The organism is Empedobacter falsenii (genome assembly GCF_013488205.1).
Lineage (GTDB): Bacteria > Bacteroidota > Bacteroidia > Flavobacteriales > Weeksellaceae > Empedobacter > Empedobacter falsenii_C.
Genome location: NZ_CP040908.1, coordinates 3,407,517 through 3,424,012 on the forward strand (window position 1 = coordinate 3,407,517; position 16,496 = coordinate 3,424,012).

Consider the following 16,496-nt stretch of genomic DNA (forward strand, 5'->3'; position numbering starts at 1 on the left):
TCAAATATGTTTAATAATTATCTCTAACAATTCTCAAAAGTTTTTCGTTCTCATTTCGAATCCAAGATAAATCTTTGATCGAATTATTATTCATCAAACTAAAAATTAACGTTCTTCCAGATTTTGTTTTCAAATAACCACTCAACGTTACATTATTGTTCAATGTTCCTGTTTTGGCATAAATATAAGGTTGCGCCGAATCTTTATATCTATTTTTGATTGTCCCCGTTTTTCCTCCGATTGGGAAAATAGAAAACAAACGTTCTTCTGGAAATTCGTTGTACATTTTCTCTAAAACTTGCGAAAAACTTTGTGGCGTAAACAAATTATAACGCGATAATCCCGAACCGTCAAACCATTCTGGTTGTTGTTTTAAATCGTTTAACAAATATCTTTTTGAGAAAGTAATCGTTTCAGAAGCGCTTAATTTTCCTGGCAAAGTACTCGAAGCTAAAATCAATAAATGTTCTGCCAAAAAATTATCGCTATTTTCCATCATTTCGCGGTAAACATCATCTGATTTCTGACTATAAAACACTTTCGGATTATTAACCATTGGCGTTTTGACCATATCAACAGGTTTTCCCAAAATTTGCGACAACGATTTTTCTATCACCGTTTCATTCACAATAAAAGGAACTTTTTCTGTTCGTTTTTTATTACTGATATAAAATTTATTGTCATAGAAATTCCTCGGTTCTGGCATTTCTTTAATTTCTGTCAATTCTTCAAAATATGTTGGAAATGTTTTGATTGAACTTCCATTTTTCGAAATCGAAACTAAATTTTCATGAATCGGAAACTGACTTCTTTCTGGTGCATAATCTTTTCTAAAATCGTCCCAAGTCCAACCTGGTAAAAAAGATTCTTCGTCGAAATTATTCCAATGAAAAACAATTTTAGAACCATTATTTTTCAGGAAATCTAACGCTCGTGTATTTTTATATTTTGGATGCAAAAAAGTTGGATCTCCAGTTCCTTCGATATGCAATTCGTCACCAATCAACTGATATTTGAATGCAGGAATAGAATCGTTCAACATTTTCATCGCTGTATACAACGTAAAAATTTTGGTGTTAGATGCTGGAATAAAAAATTTGTTTCCGTTATAATTATAAATTTCTTCTTTCGTGATTGGATCATACAAATAAAATCCCGTGAATTGAGTGGAATAGAAATCAGAATTGAGATGTTTCTCAATTAATTCGGTCTGCGCAAAAAGATGCACAGACAAAAAAATTGATAATATGGTAAGTAAATACTTCATTAATCTTTGTTCTCGAAAGGAATTGTTGACGAATTCGATTCGTTTTTAATAATCATTTCTGTATGTGGATAAGGCATCGAGATATTATTGTCGTCTAACGCATATTTCACCGCACGATACAATTGCCAATAAGCCGTCCAATAATCACTATTTTTCACATAACAACGCACAGCCAAATTCACAGAACTTGCAGCAAATTCTAGAATCTCAACCGTTTTAGATTGTGTATCATCAACCAATTCATTTTTCTCTAAAACATTCAACAAAACTTCGCGCGCTTTGTCAAAATCATCATCATAAGAAATACCAACATTTACATCTAATCGACGATATTCTTTTACAGAATAATTGGTAATTGGATTGTTAAATAAATTTCCGTTTGGCAAAGTTATGATCTGTCCTTTTGCAGTTGCAATTACTGTATTTAGTAAATTTATCGACTCTACACTTCCTTCATTTCCTTGCGATACGATATAATCTCCAACTTTAAAAGGTTTGAAAAGAATAATTAAAATTCCTGCTGCAAAATTCGACAAAGAACCTTGCAAAGCTAAACCAACTGCTAAACCAACACCTCCTAAAGCTGCAACAAAACCAGAAGCATTAAAACCTAATCGCCCTACAACAAAAGTTAATACAATAGCTTTGAACAATATATTAAGAATTGGAATTAAAAACGTGCGAATTGATAAATCGACATTTCGTGCAACCATTCTTTTTTCGATTAACTTGACAAGTTTACCTGTTACCCAAAAACCAATTATTAAGGTTAATAAAGCAGAAACTAAGCTCCATCCAACCTCAGAACCTTTCGTTAATAACCATTGTGTAAAGTTTTCTAAATCCTTAAATGGAGTTGTTATTACATCTTGCAAACTATCTACTTTGTCTTGCTCTTGCATAATTATTCTTTTTTATTAGTAATTCAGTTGATAAAATTAGTTCCAATCTAACATCTTTTCAAAAAAATAGAAAAATTATCATTTTTTTTAACTAATTTTAATAAATATGAATATTGGTACAATATTCGTTAAGAACAGATTACAACTTAAAAAAAGGCTATAATTAAAAATTAAAATCTATGAACATTATTGAATTAGTAAAAGGGTATATTACCCCAGATTTGATCTCGAAAACTTCATCAGAATTAGGTGAAAATGAATCGGGAATTTCTAAAGCAATCAATGCATTCATTCCTATTCTTTTAGGAGGTGTTTTAGAAAAAAAGAATTCTACTACAGGCTTATTTCATACCATCAAATCTTTTGGTGCTTCTCGTGGATTAGCAAATATTTCGACAGAACAAGAAACACCCGACACGATTAAAGAATTAATCAATGTTATTTTTGGTTCGAATGCGCAACCAATCGTTTCTAAAATTGCTGAATATGCAGGAATTTCGACAGGTTCATCTTCAAAATTATTAGACTTAACAGCTTTAACAACTTTTGGATCCATTGGAAAAGAAGCCGAATTTAACAATGTAACAGAAGCTGATTTCTTTTCATCTTTAGGAGGAATTAAAGATAAAATTTTAGGATTAATTCCAACTGGTTTAGGACTTGGAGCTTTAGGTTTAGGAACAATGTTTAATGATGCGCCTAAAATCACTGAAACAATAGATGTTGCAAAAGATCATGTAACTGAAACTATTACAGAAACAAGAAAAGTAGTTGATGTAGAACCAGAAGAAAAACCTTATGTAGCACCAGTTGATGCTTACGCAGAAACTCATAACAACAATGGTGGTGGAGGTTTTTGGAAATGGTTAATTCCATTAATTTTAGTTGCTTTAGCGGCCTTTTTCTTATTAAAAAAATGCAATAAGAACGAAGATAAAACAGTTGTTACAGAAGAAACTGAAATTGTGGTTGATTCATTGAATGAGGATTCTCTAAACGCTGCACCGAAAGAATTATCTGATATCGATTTAGATGGTGTTGCATTGAAAGGATATGCAAATGGATTAGAAGATCAAATTATCAAATTTATCAAAGCGCCAGATTTTGCAACAATGACAGAAGATCAATTGAAAGAAAAATGGTTCAACTTTGATAATGTTAACTTCGTTTTTGGTAAAACTGATCAATTAGAGCCAGGTTCTGACGTTCAATTAGATAATGTTGCTGCAATTTTGAAAAAATATCCAACTGCAAAAATTAAACTTGGAGCATACACAGATAAAGTTGGTGATGATGCGAAAAACAAAGAAATCTCTCAAAAAAGAGCAGATTACTTAAAAGCTGAATTAACAAAACGTGGTGTTGGTGCACAAGTTATTGCTGCCGAAGGTTACGGAGAAGAATTTGCAAAAGTAGCTGAAACAGCTTCTGACGCAGAAAGAGCTTCTGATCGCAAAATGTCATTACGTTTTACAAAATAATCATTTCATAAAATTTCTAAATAAGGGTAAAGGCAACTTTATCCTTATTTTTTTGTTATTTTTTTCGAAACCAACTCGCAACAAGCTAAACAATTAATATCTTTGCACACTATGAAATTTTCAATCGATAAAAAAGACGAATTTTCTAAGGCAAGAGCTGGTGTTGTAGAAACCGATCATGGTAAAATCGAAACACCTATTTTTATGCCAGTTGGTACGGTTGGTACAGTAAAATCTGTTCACCAACGTGAATTAGAAGAAGATATTAAAGCCCAAATCATTCTTGGAAATACTTATCATTTGTATTTGCGTCCAGGAACTGATATTTTGCACAGAGCGGGTGGATTACATAAATTTATGAATTGGCAAAAACCAATTTTGACAGATTCTGGAGGATTCCAAGTGTATTCTTTGGCAACAAGTCGTAAAAAATCTGAAGAAGGTGTGCGTTTCAAATCGCATATCGATGGTTCTTACCACATGTTTACGCCAGAAAAATCAATGGAAATTCAGCGTTATATCGGAGCTGATATTTTTATGGCTTTTGATGAATTAACAGGAATTCCAGCAAAATATCATGATGCAAAACGTGCGATGCATGTCACACATCGTTGGTTGGAGCGTTGTAGAACTTGGTTAAACAATAATCCTGAATATTACGATCACAAACAAACGCTTTTCCCTATTGTACAAGGAAATGATTTCAAAGATTTGCGTCAAGAATCAGCAAAATATATTGCAGATTTCGGTGCAGAAGGAAATGCAATTGGTGGATTATCTGTTGGTGAACCAGAACCTGTGATGTACGAAATGACGGATATCGTAACCGAAATTCTTCCACAAGATAAACCTCGTTATTTAATGGGAGTTGGAACACCTTGGAATATCATCGAATGTATTGCTCTTGGAGTTGATATGTTCGACTGTGTTATGCCAACACGTAACGCGCGTAACGCAATGTTATTCACTTGGAATGGTGTTATGAATATGAAAAATGCAAAATGGAAAGATTGTTTCGAACCATTAGACGAAAACGGAACAAGCTATGTGGATAGTTATTACACAAAAGCCTATGTTCGTCATTTGTTCAATGCCAACGAAGCGTTAGGAAAACAAATTGCATCTGTTCACAACCTTGCGTTTTATTTAGATTTGGTAAGAGTTGCAAGACAGCATATCTTAGCAGGAGATTTCGCTCAATGGAAAGAACAAATTGTTCCACAATTAAAACAACGTCTGTAGTTTGAAAATAATTGATAAATACATCATCCGAAACTTTATCGGAACCTTTATCTTCATGGTTTTGATTTTGTCTACTATCGCCGTTATTGTCGATCTTAGTCAAAAATTAGGACGTATTAATGATAGTGGTTCTACAGCTTTTTCGGCTTTAACCCAATTTTACCCTTATTGGTCTATTTGGATTATTAACACCTTTTTACCAATTGCCGTTTTTATCACTGTGATCTATTTTACATCACGACTGACGATGCAAACCGAAATTGTAGGTGTACTTTCGGGTGGTATTAGTTTTTATCGATTTACACTTCCATATATTTGGGTTGCTATATTTTTAGCTGTTTCTGCTTTGGTAGTAGGAAATGTGGTTTTGCCTTGGGCAAATATTAAAAAAAATAAATACCAATACACCCATTTATTGAGTAATAACGACAAGGAAGAATATTATAAACGACAACGTATCGGTTCGCAAATTTCTCCTGACGAATTTGTTTTTGTTGATAGTTATGACAGAACAGAAAAGTTAGGAAGTTCTTTTATGTATCAAAAATTTGATTCGACTGAGTTGAAAAAACAAATCATTGCTTCAAGTTTTAATTGGAATGATAAAGATTCTACTTATGCATTAATGAGTGTTTACACGCGTGATATTAACAAGGATAAAACAGAAAAGTTAAATTACGAAGCCAATACAAATTTGAAGTTGCCAGCTTCTCCTGACGAAATTTTACCAGAAGAATATGTTGCTGAAACAATGAATACCTTCGAATTGAATGAATTTATTCAGAAACAAAAAGCAAAAGGTTCTGCCAATGTAAATACATACGAAAATGAATTAAATAACCGTTTAAGCGGTCCATTTTCAACTATTATTCTGACACTTTTGGCTCTATCGCTTTCATCTAAAAAACGTCGTGGAGGAATCGGAATCAACCTTGCAGTTGGTATTTCGTTAGCGTTTGTCTACATTTTCTTCTCTCAAACAACGTCTACGTTTTCCGAAAAAGGATACGTGTCTCCACTAGTCGCCTCGTGGATACCAAACATCGTCTTCGGATTACTAACTTTGTTTTTATATTTCAGACGAGCACGTTCATAAAATATTTCAAAATCCAGTTTCGAAAAGAACTGGATTTTTTATTTGACATTAAACCAATTATATTTTTAATTAAAAGAAATAAAATTTTTTATTCAATTGATAATAATTAACTTTAAGACATTCTAAATTAATCCCTTAGATTTAAAAAAAGTTGAAGTGTAAAACTAAAATCAATTGACATGAAAAAAAATTTACTCCTTTTATTTTTAATCCTTTCGGTTTCTATTTTTTCGCAAGAAACATTAAATACAATGTTTTATAATGTGTTCAAATTTCCGAATTCACTTCCTCAAAATCGTCAATTGATCTTAAGAGATATTTTAGACGAATACAAACCAGATTTATTTATGATTTGTGAATTAGTAACAGAAAATGGCGCTGATTTAATCTTAAATACATCTTTGCAAAATCAACCGGATAAATTTGCTCGCGCACTTTTTGTAGCTGACACAACAAAATTAGATGATCCGTTACAAACAATGGTTTTTTATAACACACGCAAATTGACGTTAGTTAATCAACAAAAAATCCCCACAGTTTATCGTGACATCAATCAATATTCTTTTCAATTAAATATTACTTCAAACGATCCTATTCATTTAGAAGTTTTTGTTGCGCATCTAAAATCGAGTACAGGACCTGCAAATCGTCAAATGCGTTTGGAAATGGTGCAAGAAGTCACAAAATCTTTGAAAAAATTAACACAACCTAATACATATGTTCTTTTTGCTGGAGATTTTAATTTTTATAATTCATCAGAACCAGCATATCAAGAAATCATCAATCCAGCAAATGCTATTTTGATGATTGATCCACTCAATGCGCCTGGAAGTTGGCAAGATAATCCAGCTTTTAGTTATTTACACACTCAAAGTACACGCGTTTCTAACATAGGTTTTGGAAGCGGAACTAATGCAGGAGCAAGTGGCGGTTTGGATGATCGTTTTGATTTTATTATGATGAGCGAAAACTTCAAAAAAAGCACACGTTTTTCTTTTGTAAATGATAGTTATAAAGCATATGGAAATAATGGAGATTGCTTGAATAAAGATGTTAAAGATTCTGATTGTACAGGTATCTACTCACAAACTTTGCGAACTAATTTGTACAATATGAGCGATCATTTACCTATTGTGATGCAATTTAAAATTCATGAGAATTTAAGTACAAAATCAATTGAATCAAAACCTTTTATCTGGTTAAAATCAGAAAACATTACGAATGATAAAATTATAATTGGAGTTGATAAAACTCAATTAAATGCTCAAAATAATATACTTTTTATTTACAATTCAGTTGGACAAATTATACAATCGGTTCGCATTAATAATCAATCAAATATAACAATTGATTGTCAAGGCTTAGCGGCTGGAATCTATTATATTAAAACAAAAGAATCGAACGAAATTTTAAAGTTTATAAAAAAATAATTCAATATAAGTTTTATCTAAAACAAGATAATTTCATTCAAAACAATAGCTCAACTATTTACTTAATATTTTAGCTAAAATCAACTCTTCAAAAATTTCGTCAACTTACAGAAAATTCGTAATTTTGCATCTTAGTACAAATTCTAAAAGTAAGATGATAAACATTTCTCTTCCAGATGGAAGTGTAAAACAGTATGAGAGTGGCGTAACTCCTATGGACGTGGCGCTAAGCATTAGTGAAGGTTTAGCACGTAATGTAATTTCGGCTATAGTAAACGATCAACAAGTTGAAACAACAACCCCAATCACCACAGATGCAACGATCAAATTGTTAACCTGGAATGATGAAATGGGTAAAAAAGCTTTTTGGCATTCATCTGCTCACTTATTAGCGCAAGCTATTTTAGAGTTTTATCCAAATGCTAAATTAACAATTGGACCTGCGATTGACAAAGGTTTCTATTACGATGTTGATTTTGGTGAGGATAAATTTACAGAAGCTGATTTTGCGAAAGTAGAAAAAGCAATGTTAGAGAATGCAAAGAAAAAAGCTGAATTCAAATTATATTCAGTTTCGAAAGCAGAAGCATTAGAAACGTATAAAGACAATGAATACAAAACAGAATTAATCTCTAACTTAAATGATGGAGATATTACTTTCTGTACTCACGATAATTTTACAGATTTATGTCGTGGTGGACACATTCCGAACACTGGAATTGTGAAAGCTGCAAAAATCTTGAATGTTGCGGGAGCCTATTGGCGTGGAGATGAGAAAAACAAGATGTTGACTCGTGTTTATGGTATTACATTCCCAAAACAAAAAGATTTAACAGAATATCTTGAGTTATTAGAAGAAGCAAAAAAACGTGATCACCGTAAATTAGGGAAAGAATTAGGTTTATTTGCTTTCTCTGAAAAAGTTGGTGCAGGTTTACCTCTTTGGTTACCAAAAGGAGCTGCTTTGAGAAGAAAATTAGAAAACTTCTTATTGAAAGAGCAACAAAAAATGGGTTACGAAATGGTAATTTCTCCACACATTGGTCAAAAAGAATTGTATGTAACTTCTGGTCACTATGCAAAATATGGTGCAGATAGTTTTCAGCCAATTAAAACGCCAAACGAAGGAGAAGAATTCTTGTTAAAACCAATGAACTGTCCACATCACTGTGAGATTTACAAAACATCTCAATGGTCGTACCGCGATTTACCAAAACGTTATGCAGAGTTTGGTACAGTTTATCGTTACGAACAATCAGGAGAATTACACGGTTTAACGCGTGTTCGTGGATTTACTCAAGATGATGCTCACTTATTCTGTACACCAGATCAATTATTAGAAGAATTCAAAAAAGTAATTGATTTAGTATTATATGTATTTACAAATCTTGGATTTGATAATTATTCGGCTCAAATCTCATTAAGAGATCCAGAGAATAAAGAAAAATACATCGGATCTGACGAAAACTGGGAAAAAGCTGAACAAGCAATTATCACAGCATCAGCAGAAAAAGGTTTACCAACAGTTGTAGAATATGGCGAAGCTGCATTCTATGGACCTAAGTTAGACTTTATGGTGAAAGATGCATTAGGACGTCAATGGCAATTAGGAACAATCCAAGTGGATTATAATTTACCAGATCGTTTTGATTTAACTTACACTGGAGCAGACAACGAAAAACACAGACCAGTAATGATTCACCGTGCGCCATTCGGCTCTATGGAACGTTTCATTGCCATTTTGTTAGAAAATACAGCAGGGAATTTACCACTTTGGTTAACACCAGATTTATTCACAATTTTACCAATTAGCGAAAAATATGTGGAATATGGAGAAAAAGTATTAAATTTGCTGGCCGAAGAAGAAATTAACGGACTGATTGACAGTAGAAACGAGAAAACTGGTAAAAAAATCCGTGATGCCGAAATCGGTAAAATTCCTTTCATGTTAATCATCGGTGAAAAAGAAGCAGAAAACGGTACAGTTTCTGTAAGAAGACACGGAGAAGGTGATTTAGGAGAGATGACGATTCAAGCGTTTATCGACTTCATGAAAGAACAAATCAAATTAAAATAATTTAAAACAGAATAACTATCGCAATTAGAAGAAAAGGCGGCAGAGGTCCAGCCAGAGTAATTAAGGAAGATCAACACAAGATCAATGATAAGATTGACGCGAAAGAAGTACGCGTTGTTGGAGAAGGTATAGAACCTGGTGTATATCCAATAGCTAAAGCTTTAGAACTTGCAGAAGAACAAGGTTTAGATTTGGTAATGATCAGTGAAAAAGCCATTCCACCTGTTTGTCGTGTCGTAGAGTACAAAAAATTCTTATACGAACAAAAGAAAAAAGAAAAAGAACTTAAAGCTAAACAGCAGAAAGTTGTCGTAAAAGAAATTCGTTTCGGTCCTCAAACAGATGATCATGATTACGAATTCAAAAGACGTCACGCAAGATCTTTCTTAGAAGAAGGTTCGAAATTGAAAGCGTATGTTTTCTTCAAAGGACGTTCTATTATCTTTAAAGATCAAGGAGAAATCTTATTGTTACGTTTAGCTCAAGAATTGGAAGATGTTGGAAAAGTAGAACAAATGCCAAAACTTGAAGGTAAAAGAATGATTATGATGATGGGACCTAAGAAATAATTAGGTTCTTATCATCTTACAAAAAATAAAAAACGTTTTAATTTTAAATATTTGTAATCATGCCAAAATTAAAAACAAAATCTGGAGCGAAAAAACGTTTCAAATTAACAGGAACAGGTAAAATTAAAAGAAAACACGCTTTTAAAAGCCACATCCTAACAAAAAAAGAGACTAAACAAAAGAGAAATTTAACTCAAACTGGTTTAGTTGATCAAGCTGATGTTCATTCAGTAAAACAACAATTAAGATTAAAATAAGAACGTGTTCTTATTTGGTTTATTAATTCATTATTAACCCTGTCGATGGGCCTTAAAGCAGAGCAATCTCGCCCACTACAAAAAAATTAAAAATTATGCCAAGATCAGTAAACGCAGTTGCGTCAAGAGCTAGAAGAAAAAGAGTTTTAAAACTTGCAAAAGGATATTACGGAAGAAGAAAAAACGTTTGGACTGTTGCTAAAAATGCAGTAGAAAAAGGTTTAGTATACGCTTACCGCGATAGACGTCAAAAGAAAAGAAATTTCCGTGCGTTATGGATTCAAAGAATTAACGCTGGAGCAAGATTACACGGATTGTCTTACTCTAAATTTATGGGAGCTATCCACAAAGCTGGAATTGAATTAAATCGTAAAGTTTTAGCTGACTTAGCGATGAACAATCCAGAAGCTTTCAAAGCAATCGTAGAAAAAGTAAAATAATTTTTTTAAACAATATTAAAACGTTTTAAAACTTGGCTATTTAGTCAAGTTTTTTTTTGCCTAAATTTGAAGTATTTCATTCTAAACTTATTTTAGAATATCATCATAAATGTTATTTAAAAACCCAACTCAAATGAATCAACAAAAAGATTTATTTCTAAGAATTTGGCCATTTTTTGTCGTATTTTTTATCTACAATTTTGCTGCAATTGCTATGACGCAATATTATGGACGCGACGAATTACATCTGCATTTCAATCAATACAGCAATCATTATCTCGATAAACTCTTTGTTTTTTATACCGATTTCGGAACCTATTATTTATTTTTTATACTTCTTGGTTATCTATTTTGGAAAACAACTCGAAGATATTTTTATTATTTATTAGCTTCTGGAGCAGTTGCAACAACAATTAGTGTCTTTTTTAAGAATGTCTATTTCGAACAAGTTTTACGTCCTGGATATTATTTTACACAGAAAAAAATAGACATTATTCTAGTCAAAGATTATGCGATACAAATGGCTTCAACTTTTCCTTCGGGACATTCATTAACAGCCGCAATAATTTCGATGACTTTATGTTTATTAACCAAAAACAGATGGTTACAATTATTTTTTGCACTGCATTTTCCGAGTATCGCAATTACTAGAATCTACTTGTCACGCCATTTCGCGATTGATACAGTTGGTGGTTCGTTTATTGGTTTTTTTATATTTATCTTTATGTATTACATCATCAATCAATCTAATAAACCAAAATTAGATCAAAAATTTATTAACAATGGAAATTCAAAATAAACTTAAAATATCATTAATACAATACGATGTAATCTGGGAAGATGTAAAAGCTAATCACGCTTATTTAGATGAATTATTAGCCAATTATCAAACTGATATTATATTGTTACCAGAAATGTTTGCTTCGGGATTTTCGATGAATGTAGAAAAAATTGGTCAAAAACCTTTTGGAGAAACATTCGAATGGATGCAACATAAAGCCAAAGAATTAAATTCTGCGATTGCTGGAAGCATTTCTACGCATGAAAACGATAAATACTATAACCGATTTTATTTCATCTGTCCAAGCGGCTCTATTTACATTTACGATAAGAAACATTTGTTTAGTTACGGAAAAGAAGCTGGCGTATATTCTGCTGGAGATAAAATTGTAACGATAGATTATAAAGGATGGCAAATTCGTCCTATTGTTTGCTACGATCTACGATTTCCTGTTTGGATTCGCAATACAGAAAAAGATCCGTACGATTTGATACTTTGCAACGCTAGTTGGCCAAAAGCGCGTCGTGAAGCTTGGATTTCACTTCTAAAAGCACGAGCAATCGAAAATATGGCTTTTGTTGCTGGCGTAAATAGAATTGGCGTAGATGGCTATAATCTCGAGTATCAAGGCGATTCGCATTTATTTGATACATTGGGACAAGATTTGAAAACGATTAACAATCATCCTGAAATTTTACAATTTGAAATTGATAAAGAAGAACAAGATAAAACTCGAAAGCATTTCAACTTTTTGAATGATAGAGATTCATTTTATTTTGGATAAATACAGGCTCAACTTTTGTTGGTCTTTTTTTTGCATGTGTAATTCTTTTTAATTCATATATTTATGATAATCAATGGTTATAAGTCAAATATCTAGAGCAAGAGAGATAGAAAGAATTGAGAATAAAATTAACTCCAGAACAAACTGATAGAATGAAAAATGTTATTAAAACGCATCATAAAACCCTACTTACTATGAAAAAGGAATGCATAAAACTAATTAGTGTAATTCTCTTAATAATCTGTTTTTATAGTTGTTCTAATGTAAAAGCTTATAATAGTATCTATTCTTATAATGAGGGTTATAAAAATACTGATTCTACATTTATTAAATTTTCAGATTATTTAGAAGAAAAGAATAGAACAGTTAATTTTAAAGATTCTATGTTTTTAGTAATGGGAGAAACAATGTTAAAAGGTGATAAACTTAATATAAACAATGATACAGTTCTTGATTATACCAACTTTAAAGAAGACACAAATATAAAAATTTTAAAAGTAAAAAGACATCGGTACACTGACCTTACATTTCTTAATGCAAACAAGAGAATAAAAATAAAGAATAAAAAATATTATAATTATTACAAAATAAATTTTGATGATAGTATCAATAAATGGTCAATATATCCTTGTAAACAATTTTGTTGGTAAATATTGTAGTTTGAACTAGTAAATGTAAAAGCAAAACTGTCATTCAGAACGAAGCGATAGCGAAGTGAAGAATCTTTTAGTAGTAAGTTTTGAGTGATAAGTTATAAGACGTAAGATTTAAGCTTATAAAATAAAAAACTATCCTCTTGAGCGGATTTAGGGGTGTTTTCGAGTTGTGAGTAATAAGTTCCTGAGTTAGTTGTAAAAAAGAAGCTTCCTTTTTATCAAGAAGAAGCTTCTTGTTTTATAAAACATAGTTTAGAGATACGTTAGACGTAAAACTTACATTTTACTTAATACTTTCTACATTGTACATTTTACAAAAAGTATAAACATAAAAAAAGCCTCAAGAAAATAATCTTGAGGCTTTTAATAAAAACTGGCGACGACCTACTCTCCCGTAAGTAACAGTACCATCGGCGCAGGCAGGCTTAACTTCTCTGTTCGGAATGGGAAGAGGTGAGCCCTGCAGCTATAGTCACCCTAATATTTTTAAATAGGTTTTAGTTCCTAGTATATCTTGACATTATTGAGTTCGAAATTCGTTTTTCGTGTTTCGAATTTCGTATATACAATCTTTTGGTATTACTACATTAATCCAAATAAGATTAACTAACCTTCTCTATGACGATTAAATCAATCTTAGTATTTAATCTTTTTTATTTTTGATATTGCTATCATTATCTTTGATTCGTTGTACTTTTTAAGAAAAAGTCTATGGGTAATTAGTACTACTCGACTATGACATCACTGCCTTTACATCTATAGCCTATCAACGTTGTAGTCTACAACGACCCTTTAAAGAAGTCTAATCTTGCGGCGAGTTTCGCACTTATATGCTTTCAGTGCTTATCTCTTCCAAACGTAGCTACTCAGCGGTGCACCTGGCGGCACAACTGATACACCAGAGGTTTGTTCAACACGGTCCTCTCGTACTAGAGTCAACTCCGCTCAAACTTCTAACGATCACAACAGATAGAGACCGAACTGTCTCACGACGTTCTGAACCCAGCTCGCGTGCCACTTTAATGGGCGAACAGCCCAACCCTTGGGACCTTCTCCAGCCCCAGGATGTGACGAGCCGACATCGAGGTGCCGAACCTCCCCGTCGATGTGAGCTCTTGGGGGAGACTAGCCTGTTATCCCCGGAGTACCTTTTATCCTTTGAGCGATGGCCCTTCCATACGGAACCACCGGATCACTATGTCCTGCTTTCGCACCTGATCGACTTGTTGGTCTCACAGTCAAGCACCCTTATGCCATTACACTCTACGCACGGTTACCAAGCGTGCTGAGGGTACCTTTGAAAGCCTCCGTTACTCTTTTGGAGGCGACCACCCCAGTCAAACTACCCACCATGCACTGTCCTTCTATAAAGAAGTTAGGCTCCAAGTAAATAAAGGGTGGTATTTCAACAATGACTCCACAATACCTAGCGATACTGCTTCATAGTCTCCCACCTATCCTACACATTATTTACCCGAAGTCAATACAAAGCTATAGTAAAGGTTCACAGGGTCTTTTCGTCCCGTTGCGATTAACCGGCATCTTCACCGATACTACAATTTCACCGAGATCATGGTTGAGACAGTGCCCAGATCGTTACACCATTCGTGCAGGTCGGAACTTACCCGACAAGGAATTTCGCTACCTTAGGACCGTTATAGTTACGGCCGCCGTTTACTGGGGCTTCAGTCAAAACCTTCGAATTACTTCTAAGCTCCTTCCTTAACCTTCCAGCACCGGGCAGGTGTCAGACCCTATACGTCATATTTCTATTTTGCAGAGTCCTGTGTTTTTGATAAACAGTCGCCTGGGCCTTTTTACTGAGGCTGACATTGCTGTCAGCGACCTTTCTCCCGAAGTTACAGGTCTATTTTGCCTAATTCCTTAACCATGAATCGCTCGAGCGCCTTAGGATACTCTCCTCGACCACCTGTGTCGGTTTACGGTACGGGCTGCACATCTCGCTATTTCTTGGAACAATTTTCAGAGGATTATCACTCTAACCGAAGTCTTCGTGTACTATCCCTACTTTACGTAGGTTCAACGTACTATTCCGTCAGTACGCACCTCCTACAATCATTCGTCACTTTTATTGAGTGCAGGTACGGGAATATTAACCCGTTTGCCATCCACTACCCCGTTAGGGTTCGTGTTAGGTCCCGACTAACCCTCAGCTGATTAGCATAGCTGAGGAAGCCTTAGTCTTACGGCGAATAAGTTTCTCACTTATTTTATCGTTACTCATGCCTACATTTTCTTTTCTAAAAGCTCCACCATCCATTACCAGATGACTTCTGCGCCGTTAGAATGCTCCCCTACCAGTAGTACTTTTGTACTAATCCATAGCTTCGGTAATATGCTTATGCCCGATTATTATCCATGCCGGATCGCTCGACTAGTGAGCTGTTACGCACTCGTTAAATGAATAGCTGCTTCCAAGCTAACATCCTAGCTGTCTATGCAATCCAACCGCGTTTTTTCAACTTAGCATATATTTGGGGACCTTAGCTGATGGTCTGGGTTCTTTCCCTCTCGGACATGGACCTTAGCACCCATGCCCTCACTGCCTAGAAACATATATTAGCATTCGGAGTTTGTCAGGAATTGGTAGGCGGTGAAGCCCCCGCATCCAATCAGTAGCTCTACCTCTAATATACTTAACTAAACGCTGCACCTAAATGCATTTCGGGGAGTACGAGCTATTTCCCAGTTTGATTGGCCTTTCACCCCTACCCACAGGTCATCCGAAGACTTTTCAACGTCAACCGGTTCGGTCCTCCACTTTGTGTTACCAAAGCTTCAACCTGCCCATGGGTAGATCACAAGGTTTCGCGTCTAATACTACTGACTATAGCGCCCTATTCAGACTCGCTTTCGCTACGGCTCCGCACCTGAAGTGCTTAACCTTGCCAGCAACATTAACTCGTAGGCTCATTATGCAAAAGGCACGCCGTCACTCCGAAGAGCTCCGACCGCTTGTAGGCGTACGGTTTCAGGTTCTATTTCAACTTTCTATTCGAAATGCTTTTCACCTTTCCTTCACAGTACTAGTTCACTATCGGTCTTTGAGGAGTATTTAGCCTTGGAAGATGGTCCTCCCATATTCGGACAGAATTTCTCGTGTTCCGCCTTACTCGTTATCAACTTAATAAAAATTTCATTTACGGGACTATCACCCTCTACGGTTAACCTTTCCAGGTTATTCTATTATCATTATAAAGTCTTTAGGGCTAATCCGCGTTCGCTCGCCACTACTTACGGAATCTCAATTGATTTCTTTTCCTATTGGTACTTAGATGTTTCAGTTCCCAACGTTCGCTCTCACTTACGTGAGTGACATGTCTTCAACATGCCGGGTTGTCCCATTCGGAAATCTACGGATTAATGCGTATGTGCCGCTCCCCGTAGCTTATCGCAGCTTATCACGTCCTTCATCGCCTCTCAAAGCCTAGGCATCCGCCGTACGCCCTTTGTAACTTTTTTCTCGATTTAACCGTCATATTATTGAGCGGTT

13 protein-coding genes and 2 rRNA genes are annotated in these 16,496 nt (G+C 34.4%); 11 read left to right on the plus strand and 4 right to left on the minus strand.

What is annotated here, in order from left to right:
* Positions 1–10 precede the first annotated feature (10 nt).
* Complete coding sequence (locus FH779_RS15930) at positions 11–1,267, minus strand: D-alanyl-D-alanine carboxypeptidase/D-alanyl-D-alanine-endopeptidase (protein ID WP_180905405.1); 1,257 nt, start codon at positions 1,265–1,267, stop codon at positions 11–13.
* Entirely contained in the window at positions 1,267–2,169 is a 903-nt protein-coding gene (locus FH779_RS15935; RefSeq protein ID WP_180905406.1) for a mechanosensitive ion channel family protein, read from the minus strand. Before FH779_RS15935 ends, FH779_RS15930 begins: the two co-directional genes overlap by 1 nt.
* Positions 2,170–2,348: 179 nt before the next feature.
* Between FH779_RS15935 and FH779_RS15940 the strand changes: the two genes are divergently transcribed.
* From FH779_RS15940 to FH779_RS15990, 11 genes are all read left to right on the plus strand, one after another.
* Positions 2,349–3,650, plus strand: a complete 1,302-nt coding sequence (locus tag FH779_RS15940) for an OmpA family protein (protein WP_180905407.1) — start codon at positions 2,349–2,351, stop codon at positions 3,648–3,650.
* Positions 3,651–3,761: 111 nt separating this feature from the next.
* Positions 3,762–4,892 (plus strand): tRNA guanosine(34) transglycosylase Tgt, encoded by a 1,131-nt coding sequence (gene tgt, locus FH779_RS15945; protein WP_038337127.1) that lies wholly within the window; start codon positions 3,762–3,764, stop codon positions 4,890–4,892.
* Between the two features lies 1 nt (position 4,893).
* Complete coding sequence (locus FH779_RS15950) at positions 4,894–5,988, plus strand: LptF/LptG family permease (RefSeq protein ID WP_180905408.1); 1,095 nt, start codon at positions 4,894–4,896, stop codon at positions 5,986–5,988.
* 179 nt (positions 5,989–6,167) lie between these two features.
* Positions 6,168–7,418: a hypothetical protein gene (locus FH779_RS15955; protein WP_180905409.1), complete on the plus strand. Its 1,251-nt coding sequence runs from the start codon at positions 6,168–6,170 to the stop codon at positions 7,416–7,418.
* A 154-nt stretch (positions 7,419–7,572) separates the two neighbouring features.
* Entirely contained in the window at positions 7,573–9,495 is a 1,923-nt protein-coding gene (thrS, locus tag FH779_RS15960) for a threonine--tRNA ligase (RefSeq protein WP_180905410.1), read from the plus strand.
* Positions 9,496–9,554: 59 nt separating this feature from the next.
* Positions 9,555–10,064, plus strand: a complete 510-nt coding sequence (gene infC / locus FH779_RS15965) for a translation initiation factor IF-3 (RefSeq protein ID WP_236688239.1) — start codon at positions 9,555–9,557, stop codon at positions 10,062–10,064.
* A 59-nt stretch (positions 10,065–10,123) separates the two neighbouring features.
* Positions 10,124–10,321: a 50S ribosomal protein L35 gene (gene rpmI / locus FH779_RS15970; protein ID WP_038337133.1), complete on the plus strand. Its 198-nt coding sequence runs from the start codon at positions 10,124–10,126 to the stop codon at positions 10,319–10,321.
* A gap of 95 nt (positions 10,322–10,416) precedes the next feature.
* A complete protein-coding gene (gene rplT, locus FH779_RS15975; RefSeq protein WP_038337134.1) occupies positions 10,417–10,761 on the plus strand; it encodes a 50S ribosomal protein L20 in 345 nt (114 codons plus the stop codon).
* 133 nt (positions 10,762–10,894) lie between these two features.
* Positions 10,895–11,560 (plus strand): phosphatase PAP2 family protein, encoded by a 666-nt coding sequence (locus FH779_RS15980; RefSeq protein WP_180905411.1) that lies wholly within the window; start codon positions 10,895–10,897, stop codon positions 11,558–11,560.
* The gene (locus FH779_RS15985; protein ID WP_180905412.1) at positions 11,544–12,326 is read left to right on the plus strand and encodes a nitrilase-related carbon-nitrogen hydrolase; all 783 of its coding nucleotides are present in this window, start codon (positions 11,544–11,546) and stop codon (positions 12,324–12,326) included. Before FH779_RS15980 ends, FH779_RS15985 begins: the two co-directional genes overlap by 17 nt.
* 152 nt (positions 12,327–12,478) lie before the next feature.
* A complete protein-coding gene (locus tag FH779_RS15990) occupies positions 12,479–12,976 on the plus strand; it encodes a hypothetical protein (protein ID WP_180905413.1) in 498 nt (165 codons plus the stop codon).
* Positions 12,977–13,353: 377 nt separating this feature from the next.
* Here FH779_RS15990 and rrf read toward each other — a convergent pair.
* A 5S ribosomal RNA gene (gene rrf / locus FH779_RS15995) occupies positions 13,354–13,462 on the minus strand.
* A gap of 219 nt (positions 13,463–13,681) precedes the next feature.
* Positions 13,682–16,465 (minus strand): 23S ribosomal RNA (locus tag FH779_RS16000).
* Positions 16,466–16,496: the final 31 nt, after the last annotated feature.